At 58.7% G+C, this 16,763-nt stretch carries 13 protein-coding genes, 8 pseudogenes and 1 other annotated feature; of the genes and pseudogenes, 10 read left to right on the top strand and 11 right to left on the bottom strand.

What is annotated here, in order from left to right; genetic code table 11:
- Positions 1–114 precede the first annotated feature (114 nt).
- Positions 115–438 (top strand): annotated as a pseudogene (locus QEN71_RS44375) (ATP-binding protein); the annotation flags it as partial.
- A gap of 71 nt (positions 439–509) precedes the next feature.
- Here QEN71_RS44375 and QEN71_RS44380 read toward each other — a convergent pair.
- Positions 510–1,231 (bottom strand): annotated as a pseudogene (locus QEN71_RS44380) (IS3 family transposase); the annotation flags it as partial.
- Positions 834–950, bottom strand: a sequence feature (AL1L pseudoknot). It overlaps the preceding pseudogene by 117 nt.
- Positions 1,232–1,297: 66 nt before the next feature.
- Here QEN71_RS44380 and QEN71_RS44950 point away from each other — a divergent pair.
- A pseudogene (locus tag QEN71_RS44950) lies at positions 1,298–1,375 on the top strand (IS5/IS1182 family transposase); the annotation flags it as partial.
- A gap of 109 nt (positions 1,376–1,484) precedes the next feature.
- Positions 1,485–1,568 (top strand): annotated as a pseudogene (locus tag QEN71_RS45010) (tyrosine-type recombinase/integrase); the annotation flags it as partial.
- Positions 1,569–1,707: 139 nt separating this feature from the next.
- Here the strand turns inward: QEN71_RS45010 and QEN71_RS44390 are convergent.
- The 3 genes from QEN71_RS44390 to QEN71_RS44955 all read right to left on the bottom strand — a co-directional run bounded on the left by QEN71_RS44390 (position 1,708) and on the right by QEN71_RS44955 (position 3,914).
- Positions 1,708–2,718: a site-specific integrase gene (locus QEN71_RS44390; protein ID WP_201662853.1), complete on the bottom strand. Its 1,011-nt coding sequence runs from the start codon at positions 2,716–2,718 to the stop codon at positions 1,708–1,710.
- Positions 2,715–3,647: a tyrosine-type recombinase/integrase gene (locus QEN71_RS44395; RefSeq protein WP_233472241.1), complete on the bottom strand. Its 933-nt coding sequence runs from the start codon at positions 3,645–3,647 to the stop codon at positions 2,715–2,717. The genes QEN71_RS44390 and QEN71_RS44395 overlap by 4 nt, the downstream gene beginning before the upstream one ends.
- Before the next feature lie 69 nt (positions 3,648–3,716).
- Complete coding sequence (locus QEN71_RS44955; protein ID WP_201662857.1) at positions 3,717–3,914, bottom strand: tyrosine-type recombinase/integrase; 198 nt, start codon at positions 3,912–3,914, stop codon at positions 3,717–3,719.
- A gap of 266 nt (positions 3,915–4,180) precedes the next feature.
- Here QEN71_RS44955 and QEN71_RS44400 point away from each other — a divergent pair, with 266 nt between their 5' ends.
- From QEN71_RS44400 to QEN71_RS44410, 3 genes are all read left to right on the top strand, one after another.
- Entirely contained in the window at positions 4,181–5,311 is a 1,131-nt protein-coding gene (locus QEN71_RS44400; protein WP_290468323.1) for an IS110 family RNA-guided transposase, read from the top strand.
- A gap of 300 nt (positions 5,312–5,611) precedes the next feature.
- The gene (locus QEN71_RS44405) at positions 5,612–6,418 is read left to right on the top strand and encodes an IS5 family transposase (RefSeq protein WP_290468324.1); all 807 of its coding nucleotides are present in this window, start codon (positions 5,612–5,614) and stop codon (positions 6,416–6,418) included.
- A 106-nt stretch (positions 6,419–6,524) separates the two neighbouring features.
- A complete protein-coding gene (locus QEN71_RS44410) occupies positions 6,525–6,893 on the top strand; it encodes a group II intron maturase-specific domain-containing protein (protein WP_233472237.1) in 369 nt (122 codons plus the stop codon).
- A gap of 192 nt (positions 6,894–7,085) precedes the next feature.
- Here QEN71_RS44410 and QEN71_RS44415 read toward each other — a convergent pair.
- A pseudogene (locus QEN71_RS44415) lies at positions 7,086–7,431 on the bottom strand (transposase); the annotation flags it as partial.
- A 76-nt stretch (positions 7,432–7,507) separates the two neighbouring features.
- Positions 7,508–7,816, bottom strand: coding sequence for an IS66 family insertion sequence element accessory protein TnpA (gene tnpA / locus QEN71_RS44960; RefSeq protein ID WP_407675481.1), 309 nt, complete (start codon positions 7,814–7,816; stop codon positions 7,508–7,510).
- A gap of 786 nt (positions 7,817–8,602) precedes the next feature.
- Here tnpA and QEN71_RS44425 point away from each other — a divergent pair.
- Together QEN71_RS44425 and QEN71_RS44430 are read left to right on the top strand one after the other, a co-directional pair.
- Positions 8,603–9,124 (top strand): RolB family protein, encoded by a 522-nt coding sequence (locus QEN71_RS44425; protein ID WP_201662799.1) that lies wholly within the window; start codon positions 8,603–8,605, stop codon positions 9,122–9,124.
- A gap of 526 nt (positions 9,125–9,650) precedes the next feature.
- Positions 9,651–9,761: pseudogene (locus QEN71_RS44430) on the top strand (transposase); the annotation flags it as partial.
- Between the two features lie 282 nt (positions 9,762–10,043).
- On the opposite strand, the gene QEN71_RS44435 reads toward QEN71_RS44430, so the two are convergent.
- Positions 10,044–10,211 carry a tyrosine-type recombinase/integrase gene (locus QEN71_RS44435; protein ID WP_233472235.1) on the bottom strand — a complete coding sequence of 56 codons (168 nt, stop codon included), beginning with the start codon at positions 10,209–10,211 and terminating at the stop codon, positions 10,044–10,046.
- 459 nt (positions 10,212–10,670) lie between these two features.
- A pseudogene (locus QEN71_RS44440) lies at positions 10,671–11,138 on the bottom strand (ATP-binding protein); the annotation flags it as partial.
- Positions 11,139–11,438: 300 nt separating this feature from the next.
- Here QEN71_RS44440 and QEN71_RS44445 point away from each other — a divergent pair.
- The gene (locus QEN71_RS44445) at positions 11,439–11,606 is read left to right on the top strand and encodes a hypothetical protein (RefSeq protein WP_201662478.1); all 168 of its coding nucleotides are present in this window, start codon (positions 11,439–11,441) and stop codon (positions 11,604–11,606) included.
- The gene (locus QEN71_RS44450; RefSeq protein ID WP_290468325.1) at positions 11,587–13,644 is read left to right on the top strand and encodes a recombinase family protein; all 2,058 of its coding nucleotides are present in this window, start codon (positions 11,587–11,589) and stop codon (positions 13,642–13,644) included. The genes QEN71_RS44445 and QEN71_RS44450 overlap by 20 nt, the downstream gene beginning before the upstream one ends.
- A 28-nt stretch (positions 13,645–13,672) precedes the next feature.
- On the opposite strand, the pseudogene QEN71_RS44455 reads toward QEN71_RS44450, so the two are convergent.
- The 3 genes and pseudogenes from QEN71_RS44455 to QEN71_RS44465 form a co-directional block, all read right to left on the bottom strand.
- A pseudogene (locus QEN71_RS44455) lies at positions 13,673–14,005 on the bottom strand (ATP-binding protein); the annotation flags it as partial.
- Complete coding sequence (istA, locus tag QEN71_RS44460) at positions 14,002–15,018, bottom strand: IS21 family transposase (RefSeq protein ID WP_201662727.1); 1,017 nt, start codon at positions 15,016–15,018, stop codon at positions 14,002–14,004. The gene istA and the pseudogene QEN71_RS44455, both read right to left, overlap by 4 nt.
- A 653-nt stretch (positions 15,019–15,671) precedes the next feature.
- Entirely contained in the window at positions 15,672–16,697 is a 1,026-nt protein-coding gene (locus QEN71_RS44465; protein ID WP_201662725.1) for an IS110 family RNA-guided transposase, read from the bottom strand.
- Between the last annotated feature and the right edge of the window lie 66 nt (positions 16,698–16,763).

Raw genomic sequence — 16,763 nt, forward strand, 5'->3', positions numbered from 1 at the left:
GCCCACCACCTTGCCGGGGTTCAGCGCCAGACAACCCTCTTCATGAAACGTCAGCCATGGACCTGTGCTCACCTCCCACTACCGCGTCAGCGGTTTAGTACAAGTCCAGTAACGTTTTGCACAACGTTACTTGATGACCTGTCATATGCCCGGAAGGACCAGGCCGAAACCAGCGTGCTGTTCGAACTGATCGCCGAAAGATACGAGCGTCGTAGCCTTCTGATCACCGCCAACCAGCCGTTCTCGGGCTGGAACGATGTGTTTCCGGATCCCGGTATGACCGTCGCTGCAATCGACCGGCTCGTCCATCATTCAACGATCTTCGAGATGAATGTCGAAAGCTACCGTCGTCGCACCGCCAGCGACAAACAGAACAGCCGGCGCCGACAATCATCCGGCGACAATCAACAACAAGGAGCGACAACCATGACCGGATAACGACCGACAATCATCCCGGTCGACCGGCCAAGATGATTGTCGATAAACCGGCCATGCTGCTTGACGCTATCTAGCTGGTTCGGCCGTGCCGCCTTGAACTGGCGATTGACCCGATCCAGTGGACGCGGGGCTATGGCATCAGGAACAGTCGTGCGAACACGCTTACCTCGCATCACGCCGCGCAAACCCAGTTGCTTCATCAACCGTTCGACCGTGCAGCGCGCCACCGCAATACGCTCCCGGTTCATCTGCTTCCAGACTTTATCGGCGCCGTAGACCTGCATGTTGGCCCGCCACACGCGCTCGATCTCCGGCCGCAGACGTTCGTCTCGGATTGCGCGAACAGAGCGCCGCGACGGATCCCGAAGCTGTGCGGCATGGCGTCGGTAGCCCGACGGGGCAATCCGCAAGACCTTGCAGATCGGCTCGACCCCGAAGGTGTCGCGATGCTGATCGATAAAGGCCTTCAGGACTTGAAACGGCGGTCGAGCTCCGCCTGGGCGAAAAATGCGCTCGCGACCTTGAGAATCTCGTTGGCACGACGCAACTCCTTGACTTCGCGCTCCAGGGCCTTGAGGCGCTCGCGCTCGTCTGAGGTCACGCCATCGCGCTCACCGTGGTCGACCTGGTCGCGCTTGACCCACTCGTGCAGTGTCTGCCGTGTGCAGCCGATCATCGGAGCAATCGATTCGACCGCCGCCCACATCGACGGATGTTCGCTACGCTGCTCGCGCACCAGGCGCACTGCGCGCTCTCGGACTTCCGGGGAAAACTTCGTTACCTTCTTGTTCATGGCTCCATTCTCTCAAGAGTTGGAGCCTCCACAAAATCCGGGGCGGTTCATGGCCACCCGGACGTCAGCGGCCTTGGAAACGTCCGTTGGGTTGTCGAGCGTACGCATGCCTGGCTGCATCATTTCCGTCGTCTGCATGCTCGCATGACCGAGCCATAGGGAGACTTCTCGCAGGTCTTTTGTCGCCTGCAGGACCGTTAGCGCTGAGGTATGCCGCCTATCTCTATCAAGAGATAGTTGACAGACGGCCCCGATGAGCCTGATGCATCACGGCGTCGATCTGACCGTGATCGCGCTCTGGCTCGGTCACGAGTCCTCCGAGACTACTCAGATCTATTACCGGCCGAAAGTTTTTATGTGCAGTGTCGAATCCAGCCCCCGATAGCAAAGGTCTCCTGTCGTAGAAACTCTACATAAAAGCTGGGCAGGATGGGAAGGCCCGCAGCCAAGAATCGGCGGGCTCAATCTCCGCAGTCCTACAGCGAATGCAGCCACTCGAGCAGCGTTTTGTTCTGCTGCCAGGACGGCATCTTTGGAAGCGACGTACCGTCGGTGGCTTTCTCGAGAGCCTTGCGCTTCATCTCAAGATTTGCACGAGCATAGATCTCGGTTGTCTTCACATCGACGTGACCGAGGAAGTCGCGGATGATCTCGAGCGGCACGCCACTTTGCAGCAGGTGCATTCCCTTTGTGTGTCTCAGACTGTGCGGACTTACCCGCTGCGTGAAGTCGGGGTGACTTCGTCGTACAGGAATCACATACTTCTGCAGGAGATACCGCACACCCGAGCGCGATAACCGTGTGCCGCGCCGGTTCTGGAAGAGTGGTTTGTCGGCGTGTTCAGGGGGATCGAGGTTGTTGTCGCGTCGATGCTGGCGTAGCAGTTCGACTGTCGAGTCCATCAGCGGCACGACGCGTAGCTTTCGCCCCTTTCCCATGAGCCGCACCTGCGATGGAGTATCCAGGCGCACGTCCCCGGCGTTCAGGTCAATCAACTCCTGCACCCGGGCACCGGTGTCATAGAGTACGCTCAACATCACTGCGTCCCGGCGGCCCTCAGTCGTACGTAGGTCCGGTTGAGCGAGAAGCTGAGCAAGGTATTCCCTGGAGAGGTAACCGACGCTGGGGCGCGGCTGTCGCCGCAGCGGAATGGCGAGGACCTGCTGGCATTGCGACAGTTGCTCGGGTACTTCCGACTGTACGTAGCGGAAGAACGCGTGCAACGCAGCGAGGCGATGATTCTGCGTGCGGACCGAAACGTGCCGGTCGTTGGTCAGGTGATCAAGGAATGCCTCGACCAGGGATACGTCGATTTGCGCCAGAGACAGACGCTCCAGTGCGATTCCCCGCACATCGCGACAGAATCGCAGCAGCAGGGTAAAGACGTCGCGATAAGCCTTGATCGTGTTGGGGCTCAGGTTGCGCTGGGCAGTCAGATGGTGCGTCAGGAAGCCGGTCACGAGCATTGAGAAATCCGTTGGTTTCATGACTTATTCCTCCGCGGGATGACATCCCCAAAGGCGGCGTTAGTACGTGCCGTGATCTCCGGAAATAGTTCGGCAATCAGATGCAGGTAGGTCTGCGTTCCGGCAAGGGATTGATGTCCCATGTAGGTCGCCAGTACCGGGAGCTTCGCATTGAGGTCAGCTCCCTCCTGGCACCACCGAAGCAACGCATGCACGGCATAGGCGTGACGAAGATCGTGTACGCGCGGCCCCTTGCCTCGACCGGGATGCGCGATTCCACAGCGCAGCGGCAGGTCCCGGAATACCCAATACACAGCTGAGAGGCTGTACGGGCCGCCGGATGGAGAGGAGAAGAAGTAGGCATCGGACGGGCGATCGCCCATGACTTGTGCGTAGGTTCGAAGGCGCTGTACCAGCGGCAAGGCTGGTGGGACGAGCCTGTCCTTCGAAAATTTGCCATCACGCACCGTCTGGATCCCCCGTTCGAGGTCCACATCGGCTACGCGCAGATGCAGCACCTCGCCAAGTCGCAGGCCGCAGCCATACAGTAGCCGGAACACTTCCGGCATGACGAGATGCCGCATTGGAGCGCGTGCAGTCGGTGTCAGCTGGTCGACCGCGTCGAACAACCGGCTGATCTCGGCGTGGGTCAGAATGCGTGGTGAGAAACCGTCGTCGTACTTTACCAGCAGCGATCGGTCCGGCACATCGGCAGGATATCCCAACCGGCACATGAACAGGGCGAATTGGCGAACCGCGCAGATACGATGATAGTGGGTGCCCCTGCGCTCGTGGGGTTGTTTGGAAAGCCACTTGCGGCTGATGGAGCGCGGCAGCTCGCATTCCGATAGTGCTTCATCGCTCAGGAAGCGATCAATGCGAGCCAGCAAGCGAGCGGCCTCATCATAGCGGTAACCACACGCCCGCTTCTCCTGAACAAACTGTTCCATGAGTGAGCCGACAGGACTTCGGAACTGCGCGTTGAATGATCTACTCGACATGGCGCACCTCTTCGGTGTTCAGCGCGGCAGTGCGTAGGGTTTCCACGTCGGCTCTGCGTAGATCAACGTCGACGTCGACGCCGCATGCCCCAGGATGTCGCCGATGACTTGAAACGGCGTCTGTTCATGGAGCAGCCGTGTCGCGAGTGTGTGGCGAGCGAGTGCAAACCATGGCGTTGTGGAGCCCGAAAATGAATTCCGGCGAGGGCCTTCCAATACTCGACGATGTGATACAGGTTAGCAGTCTCACAGAAAGGTCGGAACGGCACATTCAATGTGAGGAACACTTCTCGACGTTCCGACTGAGGACGCCCCGACCTTAGAGGGTGTTAGGAACTTTGAGCTAGGCCTGGTAGGCAGTATGACTTCCTGCGAGACAGAGGCTGGCCTGCCGCAACGAAATCAAACGCGGGTTAGCATTGCTGTCAGAGCCGCACGGTGCGGACGTGCCGCACCCGGCGATTTCCGACGCCGAGGCCAGCATGGAACACGATAGCACTCTTTACGTGGGTCTCGATGTCCATAAGGACTCGATCACGGTCGCGTATGCCATCGGAGCGGGCGAGGTTGAATTGCTCGGCAAGATCGGTACTACGCAGGCCGACATTGAGCGTTTGTGCAAGCGACTGCAATCCAAGGCGCGCCACATACGCGTCGTCTATGAGGCAGGCCCCTGTGGATACGGGCTTTACCGGCAGCTCATCCAGAAGGGATTCGAGTGCATGGTGTGTGCACCGTCGCTGATTCCCCGCAAGCCAGGGGAGCACATCAAGACTGACAGACGCGATGCCGTCAAGCTCGTCCGATCGCTGCGTGCCGGCGACCTGTCGGCCGTCTACGTCCCCAGCGTCGACGATGAAGCATTCCGGGATCTGGCCCGCGCATGGGTGATTGCCAAAGACGACCTGAAGCGGGCACGGCAACGGGTAAAAGCCTTTCTGCTCTCGCACAGCGTGCGTTACCCCCGTTCTGCCGACTGGGGGCCAGCGCACCGGCGCTGGCTGGGCGCATATAGCTTCGACAGTGCATGGCAGCAGTTCGCGTTTGAAGAGCTGCGTCGCGCGATTGAGGACCGGCTCGCACAATGTGACCGGCTGGAATCCGCGCTGCGTGAAGCGGTCACCAACTGGCGCTTCTATCCGGCCGTACTGGGCCTGCAGGCAATGCGCGGTGTCCAGTTCACCACGGCAGTGGGCATGCTCGCTGAGCTGGGAGATCTCTCGCGCTTCGTGCACCCACGCCAGTTGATGGCGTGGCTGGGCGTCACGCCATCTGAGCACTCATCGGGTGGCAAGCGCCGTCAGGGCAGCATCACGAAAAGCGGCAACAGTTATGCAAGAAAGCTGCTGGTAGAAGCCGCATGGAGCTACCGGCACCCTGCACGCGTGAGTCCCGATATCCAGCGTCGCCACGAAGGCCTGCCCAAACCGATTGTGGATCGAGCCTGGGACGCACAGGTACGCTTGTGCCGACGCTATCGCAAACTCGTCGCGCGCGGCAAGCAGAAGAATATCGCCGTAGTCGCAGTTGCCCGTGAACTCAGCGGATTCATCTGGGACATCTGCCGGCTCTCCTTGTCGCTGGCCATACCGCGCCAGACACAGATGCCATGATCTACAGCAATGCTACGCGACCGCATCCAACGTAACGACATGCGAAGGAGTTTCCTGAAGGCGACGTAGCCCGGCACACGAGTAACCCGCGACCAGGGTAGGCAACGGATCTTCATCCGACTTGCGGTGGTAGGTAGCGGAAGGCTCATTGGGCGGATATCTGTAATGCGGTAGCCAACAACCCGCGGATATCAGCTTGATCCACCGTCGAGATTTACTGCTACGTCGCCCTCAGGAAATTCAATATCAAAAACACAAAACCGATCCAATTGACATGGGAAGTCATATCACCCTGGCGGAATGAAAAAACGCAGGCCCTACCCAACGGATGTATCGGATGAAGAGTGGTACTTCGCCGCTCCGTACCTGACCTTGATGAACAAGGACGCACCGCAGCGCCGCTACGAACTGCGCGAGATGTTCAACGCGCTGCGCTGGATCGTACGTGCGGGAGCCCCATGGCGTTTGTTGCCCAATGATTTTCCGCCGTGGGAACTGGTCTACCAGCAGACGCAACGCTGGATTCAGGCGGGCTGCTTCGAGGCCATGGTGAGCGATTTGCGGTCGATCATCCGGGTCGCCCAGGACCGCCGTGGTCAACCCAGCGCGGTCATCCTCGATGGCCGTACGCTGCAGTCGACGTGCGAAAGGGGTGCACGTGCAGGCTACGACGGGTACAAACGCAAGAAAGGCAGCAAGGTACATATGGCGGTGGACACGTTGGGACAACTTCTCGCGGTGCATGTGACGCCGGCCAACGAGCAGGAGCGCGCGCAGGTTGGAGAACTGGCGCGTCAGGTTCAGCAGGCAACAGGCCAGACGGTCAAGGTGGCGTTCGCGGATCAGGGATATACCGGCGAAGAGCCCGCGCAGGCGGCGCTTGACGAAGGGGTTGAACTTCAGGTCATCAAGTTGCCAGAGGCGAAAAAGGGCTTTGTGCTGTTGCCGCGCCGCTGGGTGGTCGAGCGCAGCTTCGGCTGGCTCAACCGCTTCCGCCGACTGGCAAGAGACTACGAGCGATTACCCGAAACTCTGGCCGGCTTGCACTTCGTCGTATTCTCCGCGCTTATGCTTGTCCACTTTGCAACCTTCAGCAGAAGTGCCTAACACCCTCTAAGCGCCTCATGGCGATCCCCGGTGTCGGACCGCTTAGCGCGAGCGCAGCCGCTGCATTCCTAGGGCTGGTGCCGCGACAGAGCGGCACTGGCGGGCGGTGGCGGGCGGTGGCGGGCGGTGGCGGGCGCACTATACGCCAAAACTGAAGAAGCGCACGGCGTTATTGCGCAAGCTCAAGGAGGGGTTTCGGCGATACCAGTCGCAGCCGGTAGATCGGGTGGTAGAACTGATCAATCCGGTGTTACGCGGTTGGGTGAATTACTTCGCTGTTGGACATTCCAGCGAGTGCTTCAGCTTCATCAAAGACTGGGTAGAAAAGAAGATCCGGCGCCACATGGGGCGCTCCCAGAATCGACGGGGCTTCGGCTGGAAGCGGTGGAGTAGGCGCTGGTTGTACGAGGAACTGAAGCTCTTCAACGGCTATCGTGTTCGTCGTGCTGCCGCACCGAAAGCGCGCCCAGCATGATAGGTCCCATAAATCTTGACATGAAGCAAACAGGAGAGCGTAGTGCCGGAAATCGGCCCGCTGCGTTCGACGTGGCGGGAGCTGGAAACGTGACCATGGTTGCCGGATTGCGGGCCATCGCGAAAGCGGTGGAATCACCACCGGCGCCTACCGGTGCGTGCGACAGTTCTCGACCCTACCTTCGGGGCCCACGAGCTGCTCGATGCGCTGCTTGTCCTCTTTGGACTGGTGACGCTGCTCGCGCGCCTGCTCGGCAGCATTCGCGTTGGCGGCCTGGCAGGCAGCCCGCCACGCCGCGATCTGCTCGGGGTATAGACCTTTGCGACGACAATACTCGGCCAGCTCCGCTGCGTTGAGCGGGGCGGCTTCCGGCACTACGGCAAACTTGTCTTCCGAAGACCATCCTTCGGGGTTCTTCCCGTCGAGGCACTGCCAGCCCTTGTCCTTTCGCCTGTCGGCGCCACGTGTACAACGTCTGTTCGGTAATCCCCGTTTCTCGTGCTAGCGCCGACACCGGCGCATTCTCCGGCGGCATCATGCGACGCACGAGGGCTTCTTTTCTTTCTTATGGGTAGGCTTTCATTCATCCCGATTCTACCGCCCCCGGACCATGTCTAAGAATCAAACAACATGACATCTATTCTGACGCCGGGGGCATCCGCCGTCACGGCCAGCGGACTCGTTGTGGAAGGTGTCTCGCCCGCAAACTTCTTGCGCCACAACCGGAAAGTGCTGACGGCATGGCCTTGCTCGCGACAGAAGCGCCGAGTACCAACGCCGCTCGCCTTCCATGTCACGACCATCTCCCGCCAGAACGCCTCGCCCTGGCGGGGGCGCCGTGAGCCCGTTCGCGCAGCATCTCGGTCGATCGCATCGCCGTCCATTGCATCACTCCAATCACTACGATGGCGGAACTTTCGCATCGGGAACCCCGAGACTCAAGACGGGTTGCGCTGACGGATACGGATATGCCATGTGGCCTCTCGACGAAATCGTCGAGCGTGCCACGGTTGACCCGCGTCGCTACATCAGAGCGTTACTGTCCAGCTTCGTGTGAAATCGCTGTCTGTCCAGCTTGCTGCCAAATCAGTGTCCGGCTTGGTGCGAAATACGCAGCGTGACCAGCGGCACTGACCTGCCCCCTACAAAGAGCGCCAGTCAGAAGCTAGTAAAATGAACCCTCTCGGAATGCGCCACAGATATCTACGGACGAGCGTCAGCAACTGGGGCTCATTGCGCTCTGCTTCCTGTTGCTGTTTGCTCCTATAGATCCGAGCACAGCGTCGGCCAAATCCGATCAAACCCCAAAAAAAACGTCCCATTCAGGGATGACTTGTCTATGCAGCTCGAATTGCCAAAATACAGCTTCCTTTGAAAATGAAATTTTCAAAGGATCACGTTATTATCAATCACAAAAATTGAAAGGGCAGCCGAATATGGCCAACTGAGCCATGGAAGAGGTCGGTGTTATTATCTGGCACCGAAAGGCCAACAACGCATTACACGGAGGTATAAAATATTACGAAATCCCCGAACGCAATGACGTCAAGCATCCCATCCGTTTTGTATAAAGGCATGACATTCGCGTAACAGATCCAGAGGCAATATCAAACAAACTCCTAATGGCAGAGGTACCGCCATATCAACGCCCTGTCTGGCAAGCCCGAACGCATCGGACAGGCTTGATATCTTCCCATATCCGGCAGGAGGTGAAGGATTACAACGACGACTATCTGAAGACACTAGAACGGCTACAGAAATTTTGGGTCACAAGGGTGCGCGATGCAGGCTGCGACTTCGATGAAGACGTATTAGAAGAGTTCGAAGACAACCCGTGCATTAACAGTCCACTGTCTGCCGGCCAACTAGAATGCATTCAAATGGATGGAGATTCCGCAGAACTGGCATACATCTATCTGCCGAAATCTCGCGCAGATGCCTGTGCGGTTAATGGTGGCCTTACCAGTGTTCCAGACTGGATGTGTTTTTGGCGAGACGGCATGAAGAAGTTTGTGGCGCTGGATATTGCGCCAACTGACGCCAGGTCCACCAAGAACAAGATAGTAGCTGAATACCACCGCATGGGATGCTCTGAGGTCGACGCAGATGATATCGAACACGTCCTGACTATTCCGGTGACCGATTACATGGGTGAAGACGGTTGTGTTTACTATCGCTCGCGCCCTTTAACATTTGACATCATCGCGAACACGCCCGTGATACCTGATTAAGGGGGCAGAGAAAGCGCCCTTACAGTTGATGCTGGGCTTGGCATGGATTGAGATTGTCTTCCCCCTTTCTTACGTTGTTTTTTATGTCTTTGTGTTTGTCCGCACCTATATGAGTGCTTTACTACTTCAAGAAATAAGCCTAAGCCCCGTCGCGACAGCGGTCGGCCCAGTTGTATCCTATATGTTACAAATCAATAATATTATGGTCTTATGAATATCCTGGTCCGTTATTGTCATAATAAATCTATGCAATTCGTTGCCAATCCAATAACGCAATCATGGTAGTTATAATGCGATTGCATTTTATAAAACGTAGGGCGATCGCATTTTAGTTTGCAGAAGAGGTTTTTTTGATAATTTTGACTGAAGTGGCTGAAGCCACGGGTGACACTGAACGATCATTGAGTAATGTAGTGAACACCGGCTCTGCCGCGTCTCAAGATCGCTTTCCAGTTTTCCTACGAACGCACCATAACGCTCCCCCTTCGGCAGCCAAGGGCTTTTAGGAAAGTCCCATTAGTCCAACGCCTGGACCGAGACCTACCGCGACCAGTACAGTGTCAGTCGCCTGTGCCGAATGCTTGATGTATCACCCAGCGGCTATTGCCAGTGGCGTCACCGTGGATCAAGCAGACGGCTTTGTCCGGATGGGGGTTGCTAAAATGCTGTGTCGTATTGCTGGAGGTACCGGACGAATGGGCGAAGCACTTCGACTCGTTTCGCTGCAGTGATAGGACGGTCTAGGGCATCGCTTGCCCAGCGCAGCACGAGATCCAGCGTGACCGGACCCCGATGACCGCAACCTTCGGCAAAGCTGGAAAACGCGAGCAACTGGGTTCGTTGAGATCGCAACTCGAATCCCAGTTGTAGCTTGATACGTAGATAGTCATGAACGCCGCTGGTCAAAGAGCTGAGTGGCTCATGATATGCGGTCCGGCCAGGGCGCCGCGATTGCTATCAGTTTCTCGAAATCAATCTTCGAATAGAGGACGGTGGTATCGAGGCTGCGATGACGTAAAACGTCCGCGATATCCTTCAAAGATGCTCCGTTGCTGAGCATGCGGCTGGCGACCGAATGGCGCAGCAAGTGCGTTCCCGTTGCCGTACTTGGCCATCCGCATGGGCGTAGGCCCGTCTAGCCACACTGCATACGACAGCTGAGGTGACCGGGCGATCGAACGGAGCACGATGTCGCACGAAAAGCGCCCCGCTGGCAGTTTTACCTCGACCATAGCGCACGTAGTTGGCCAGCGCGCGCTCGGTTTGCACGGGTAGCGGCAGGAAATCAACCCGTGTGAACTTTCGCCGTTAAGGAGCCAAACCGTTTTCGGCATAAAGGCGCCAGGGACTTTTCGGCGTTTAGGCGCCAGTAGATTTTCGCCGTAAAGGCGCCACTGGCGTCTGAGTCGGGCACTCGAACTTCGCCATCCGCTACCCTCCCGGCACGCATTTGCTTCAGGCGGGTGGCTTGATGTCAACGCCGATTGAATTCTGACCCGCCTTTCGGCGATTCGTCGAAGTAAATCTGACCCACCCGGGCCCTGTGTCACGCGGCTGCTTTCGCGCCTGCCCGCGTTCCTGTTTGTCCTGCTTTGCGCTTGTCTTTCAGCCGGTAGCTCTCACCACTGATTTGCACGATATGGGCGTGATGCAGAAGCCGGTCGAGCATGGCAGCGGTGAGCGTCTGGTCGTCGGCGAACGCTGTGGCCCACTGTGTGAACGGAAGATTGCTCGTCAACACGATAGAGCCGCGCTCGTAGCGTTTGGCGACGACATTGAAGAACAGGTTCGCTTCCTCGCGCCCGAACGGCAGATAGCCGATTTCGTCGATGACGAGGAGCCGCGGCCCGACGACCGCCCGATTGAAGAACTCCCGCAATCGATTTTGCTGGTTCGCCGTCGCCAGTTGCATCATCAGGTCCGCCGCCGTGATGAAACGCGTCTTGATGCCGGCCTGTGTTGCCCGATAGGCCAGTGCACTCGCGAGGTGTGTCTTGCCAACTCCCGACGAACCCGCTACACACTGCCCATCGTCATTGCGATGATGTGATCATCCGCTATCCGTTTCACCCTCGCTGCGGTGAACGGATAACCGTCATCGGGATGACCAATTACCGGGGCGAGTCGTATCTGACTATCCGGCAGCCCGATGGCACTCTGACGCATCTTCCGCCGTGGATGACAGACGAGGATGCTGCCCGCATGTCTGTCGTCGTCCAGCCGGAATTGCCTCATGCGGTGCTGATTGAACTTCTGCGCCTGGTCGACACGGCGTTATCGTGCTTTGCGGCGGTAACACCTGAGGGAGGCAAAGATGCGCAACCAGATGACGAGGCAGAAGGATCTGTTCGAGGAAACCGTGCCGGAGGCGTTAGTATCAGAGGAGATTCAAGCCGAGCTGGTGACGCAACTGGCGCTGCTGATGTTCGCGTTGATCGACGTCATCGAAGCGGAGGCGCGTGATGAGCAAGATCGGCGCTGAACACCTTTCCCGTCGTGCATACGTGTACGTCCGTCAGTCAACGCTGGATCAGGTCCACCACAATCGCGAGAGCCAGTTACGCCAATACGGGCTTGCCGATCGCGCACGCGGACTTGGCTGGCCAGATGCGACGGTTATCGATGACGACCTGGGTCGCTCCGGCTCTGGCAATCATCGTCCTGGATTCGAGCGCCTGTTGGTGGCACTGTGCAGCGGCGAAGTGGGTGCCGTATTCTGCATCGAAGCGTCACGTCTCGCGCGCAATGGTCGTGACTGGCACACGCTTCTGGAATTCTGTCGTCTTGTAGGATGCCTGCTGATTGACGAAGATGGAATTTACGATCCGAGACAGCCTAACGATCGCCTTCTATTAGGCATGAAGGGCACGCTTTCCGAGATGGAGCTTTCGACGTTTCGCCAACGCTCACAGGCGGCTCTTGATCAGAAAGCCAAACGCGGTGAACTGTTCACGTCGGTGCCAATCGGTTATGTGCGTGCACAAGGAAACCGTATCGAGATGGATCCTGACGCCCGCGTCCGGGAAGCGCTCGATCTGGCGTTCCGGAAGTTTCGCGAGTTTGGTAGCGTCAGGCAGGTGCTTCTATGGATTCGACAGGAATGCATTGAGCTGCCCGCGGTGAACTACGGCCCGGACGGGCGCCACATTGTATGGAAGCTTCCCGTCTATAACACCCTTCTGCACATCCTGACGAATCCGACGTATGGCGGCGCATACGCGTTTGGCAAGACCCGGACTATTGCTCGCATTGTGAACGGACGCAAGCGAGTGTTTGCGGGCAACCCCCTCCAGCGCGAGGAATGGCAGGCCTTGATCATCGAGCACCACGCGGGCTACATTAGCTGGGACGAGTATGAGGCGAATCGCAAATTGATTACCCATAACGCGAACATGAAGGGCAACATGGTCCGCGGCGCTGTCAAGCGCGGGAGCTCGCTTCTGGCGGGACTGCTTCGTTGCGGTCACTGCGGGCGCAAGCTGCACGTTGCGTATTCCGGCACCAAAGGCACCGTCGCGCGGTACAACTGTCAGGGCAGCATGATCAACCATGGTGGCCCGCGCTGCATTTCGTTTGGTGCGGTTCGTGTTGATCAACGCGTTACTGAAGAAGTTTTGCGCCAGCTTCAACCGTTAGGTATTCGTGCATCACTCGAGGCCATCGAGCGTGCGCGAACAGAGCAGGACGAACGCGTGCGGCACAAGGAGCTGGCGCTTGAACAGGCACGATATGAAGCTGCGCGAGCACGTCGGCAATACGATGCGATTGATCCTGAGAACCGGCTGGTTGCGGCGGAACTTGAGCGACGGTGGAATGAAACGCTGAAGACACAGGCACAAATACAGACCGAGCTGGACCTCCTGCGCGAACAGTCATCGAGGGCGCTGAGTGTAGGCGCGCGCGATGAACTTCTGCGACTCGGTGAAGACCTGCCCCGGCTATGGCATCACCCGGCCAGTTCGGTCGAGATCAAGAAACGCATTCTTAGGACGGTCGTCAAGGAGATCGTTGCCACAAAGCAGGACGACACGATTCGTGCACTCGTGCATTGGCAAGGAGGCGATCACACCGAGATCGTGTTCGAGAAGAGCCACACAGGTGAGCATCGCTGGGCCACCGATGTCGCAACGATAGACATTGTTCGCGCGTTGGCGAGAACGTTGGCAGATCAAGGCGTAGCGGCGGTCATCAATCGACTGGGCAAACGGACGGCGAAGGGCCACACCTGGACCGCTGCGCGAATCTGCACGCTGCGGAGGGACCATCGAATCCCTGCATATCGCGAAGGCGAACGGCAGGAGCGCCGCGAACTGACGGTTACAGAAGTAGCGACCCTGCTGGGTATCAGTGCGCCAACCGTCATCCGCCTGATTCGAGTCGGGAGGTTGCCGGCGTCACAGGCTTGTCTGGGCGCGCCATGGATCATCCAGCAGGTAGACGTCGACAATTATCTGGCGCGACGGGCTGCGGACCATCCGCAATCAGATAACCCAGATCAATTATCCATTGATCTTCAATGACATAGGGAGGTGAGCATTATGTCTCGTGCCCGGACGGGCCGAGCAACACGACGTTCTCGGCCCGCTCGATGAACGCCAGGCTTCCCAGTTCCTGTATTTGTGCCCGTGGTGCACCGCTGGCGAAGCAGAAGTCATATTGCTCCAGGGTCTTGATGGCAGGCAGCGACGCGAGTTGCGTGAGTGTGTGGCGCTTACGCTCTTCACGTGCGCCCAGTTCCGCCTTTAGCAGTTGCTCAAGGAAGTCCGCCAGACTCGCATCGGTCGTGGCGGTATGCTGCGCGAGCGCCCCCCAGTCACTGGCGACGCGGTCGAGCTTCAACTGTTTGCACAGGCTGGCAATCCGTTCGTACTGGAGATTCATGCGGCGACCTCCAGCAGCGCGTCATACACCGCAAGCGGATGCTGAAGGCTCTCTCGCGGCAGCACCCGGCTCAACTTCGAAGGCGCAGGCCTTGGTGCCGCCACTGGCGTGGGCAGTGGCAGTAGCGCTTCCTGCTCGAGTGCCAGCCGCGCAGCTGGACGCTCACGCGTGGTGGCGTGCACGCGCACGTTCGCGACTTCCGCGAGCCAACGGCCGATACGCGCGTTGGCGGCTTCGACGTCCAGCCTCAGTCCTGACTGCTTGAGCGTGGCCGCGAGCGGCACCACGAAGCTCTCCTTCAGATAGCGGTTAAAGCGTTCAACCTTCCCCTTGGTCTTGGCCCGATAGGGTCGGCAGACCTTCGGCGTGAAGCCGTAGGTCTCGGCCACCGCAAGCAGTTGGGTGTTCCATCGATGCTCGCCTTCACCAAACGCGTCGCGCTCGATGACCACGGACTTCGCGTTATCGAACAGCACGTGCTCGGGTGTGCCGCCGAAGTAGACGAACGCTTCGCGCAGGCACTCGCACAGCGTGGCGGCGTCCTCGCCAGCGGTAAAGCGCACGAAGCTCGCGCGGCTGTATCCAAGCGTCGCCACCAGCGCCAGCAACGGCGCACGGCCGCGACGGATGACCGTGAAGTCGGCCTGCATCTGTTTGCCCGGCGGTGTCTCGAACCGAACCACCGGCTCCGCTTCATGGCGCTTGTACGGTGCCAGGAACGCCTTGAGCTGGCTGATGCCCCCTTCGTAGCCAGCTTCCTGCAGTTCCCGATGCAGCACTGTCGCCGGAATCCAGTGCGGGCGCGCGGCGGCAACACGTTCAAGCACGTAGTCCTTGAACGGCTCGAGCTTCGTCGGGCGTGGCTCGCGTTGCTTGTAGCGGCCAGCCTGGTCGTCGCGCAGATAGCGACGCACCGTGTTGCGTGACAGGCCCGTCTGTCGCGCTATCTCCCGTACCGCCGTTCCCCGTCTTGCCAATACCTTGATTTCCACTGCTTGCTCCTGAGTCAGCATCGGCGGCAAAAAGCCGCCATCCTCTCCCAGGTGGGTCAGGTTTACCTCGGCGGGTGGGTCAGTTTCACATCGGCGCTAACAGCTTGAAGAGGAAGTTCGAGATGTTCCAATATCGACACCCATTAGCGGACCGGCGTCAAGGAACAAAGAAGTGCTTACGGCGTCACGAATCGCCGGCCATGATGTTCGTGTTCTCTGTCTGCGGTTGCAGAGTCGCGCCCGGGTTCTTCAATGTTCGGCTGCGATGGGAATCGCACCAGACACCCATCTGGATCTAGCGGCGAGCGATGCGTTGCCCTGCCGCCCTGGTGGCTTGGCCACCCCAGAAGAACTACAAGGGCTTCCCCATTGAGCACAAGCGCAATCGAAGTTCGATGTCGATACATGCTGCAATGCCGTTTCGGCGCGTGTGAGAAGGTGAAGGACTGCTGTACTACAACCGGTCATATTGGGCCGTTGGCCCGGACCCTGATGAAAGACGCGCGCAAGGACCTCATTCTTTGGGCGGGACAGAAATCCCCGTTCTTCTGACAGGTATGCCTTGTGCGGGTCCAACCCGCTTCACATCACCGCTGGCAGTGCAAAGTGATCGTCAATTCCCTCGTGGTTGCTTTGATGCCTCCAGATGCTTATCTATCGGACGTAGTGTCCGTTCATGCGGTCGCCGGTAGGGCCTTGAAGGCGTCCCCGTATTTCAGAGTCGCCCACGCCATGCGCGCGTTCTTCGCTGCGATGGCGACGGCTGCGCGCCAGTAGCCGCGACGCTCGACGAGACTTCTCACCCAGCGGCTGAAACGGTCCTGCTTGTCGCCCAGACTCGCCATCACCGAGCGAGCACCGAGTATCAGCAGATTGCGGAGGTACGCATCTCCCGTCTTCGTGATGGCGCCGAGCCGTTCTTTACCTCCGCTGCTGTACTGGCTTGGCGTGAGGCCGATCCATGCGGCCACCTGGCGGCCGTTTCTGAAGTCATGTCCGGCGCCGAGACTCGCAAGCAAAGCGCTTGCAGTGGTCGGGCCAATGCCGCGCAGATGCATCAGCCGTCGGCTTCGCTCATCGTCTCGGGCGATTTCGCTAATTGCACGGTCGTATTCGGCGAGCCGGGCTTCGATGTTGCCGGCGTGTTCGAGCAGATCACTGATGCAGCGTCGGGCCCAGCCGGGCAATGCATCCAGATGGGTGGGTATATCTCTTCGTAGGCGTTCCGGACTCTGCGGTAGCACCACGCCGAATTCGGAGAGCAAGCCACGTATGCGGTTATAGATCGCGGTCCGTTCCTCGACGAAACCCTGACGTGTTCGATGCAGGCAGAGTGTCGCCTGCTGGTGCTCGTCCTTCAGCGGCACGAAACGCATGCTGGGGCGCGTCACTGCCTCACAGATTGCCGCAGCATCGGCGGCGTCGTTCTTGCCACGCTTGCCTGACATCCGGTACGGCGCCACGAGTTTCGGTGCCATCAGCTTCACCGTGTGGCCGTACTGCTGGAACATGCGCGCCCAGTGATGTGCTCCCGAGCATGCCTCCATGCCGATGAGACAGGGCGGCAGCTGGGCGATCAGCGTGAGCAGTTGATTGCGTGAGACGCGCGGTTTGATCAATACGGCCTTGCCGCCTTCATCCACTCCGTGAACGGCAAAGACATCCTTGGCAAGATCGATTCCGACGGTGACAACGGGCATGGACTTCCCCTTTAACTTGGTGTTCGTTGGACGTTCAAAACTTCATCACGGCACGTTGATGCTAAT

It is taken from the genome of Paraburkholderia sabiae, assembly GCF_030412785.1.
Taxonomy (GTDB): domain Bacteria; phylum Pseudomonadota; class Gammaproteobacteria; order Burkholderiales; family Burkholderiaceae; genus Paraburkholderia; species Paraburkholderia sabiae.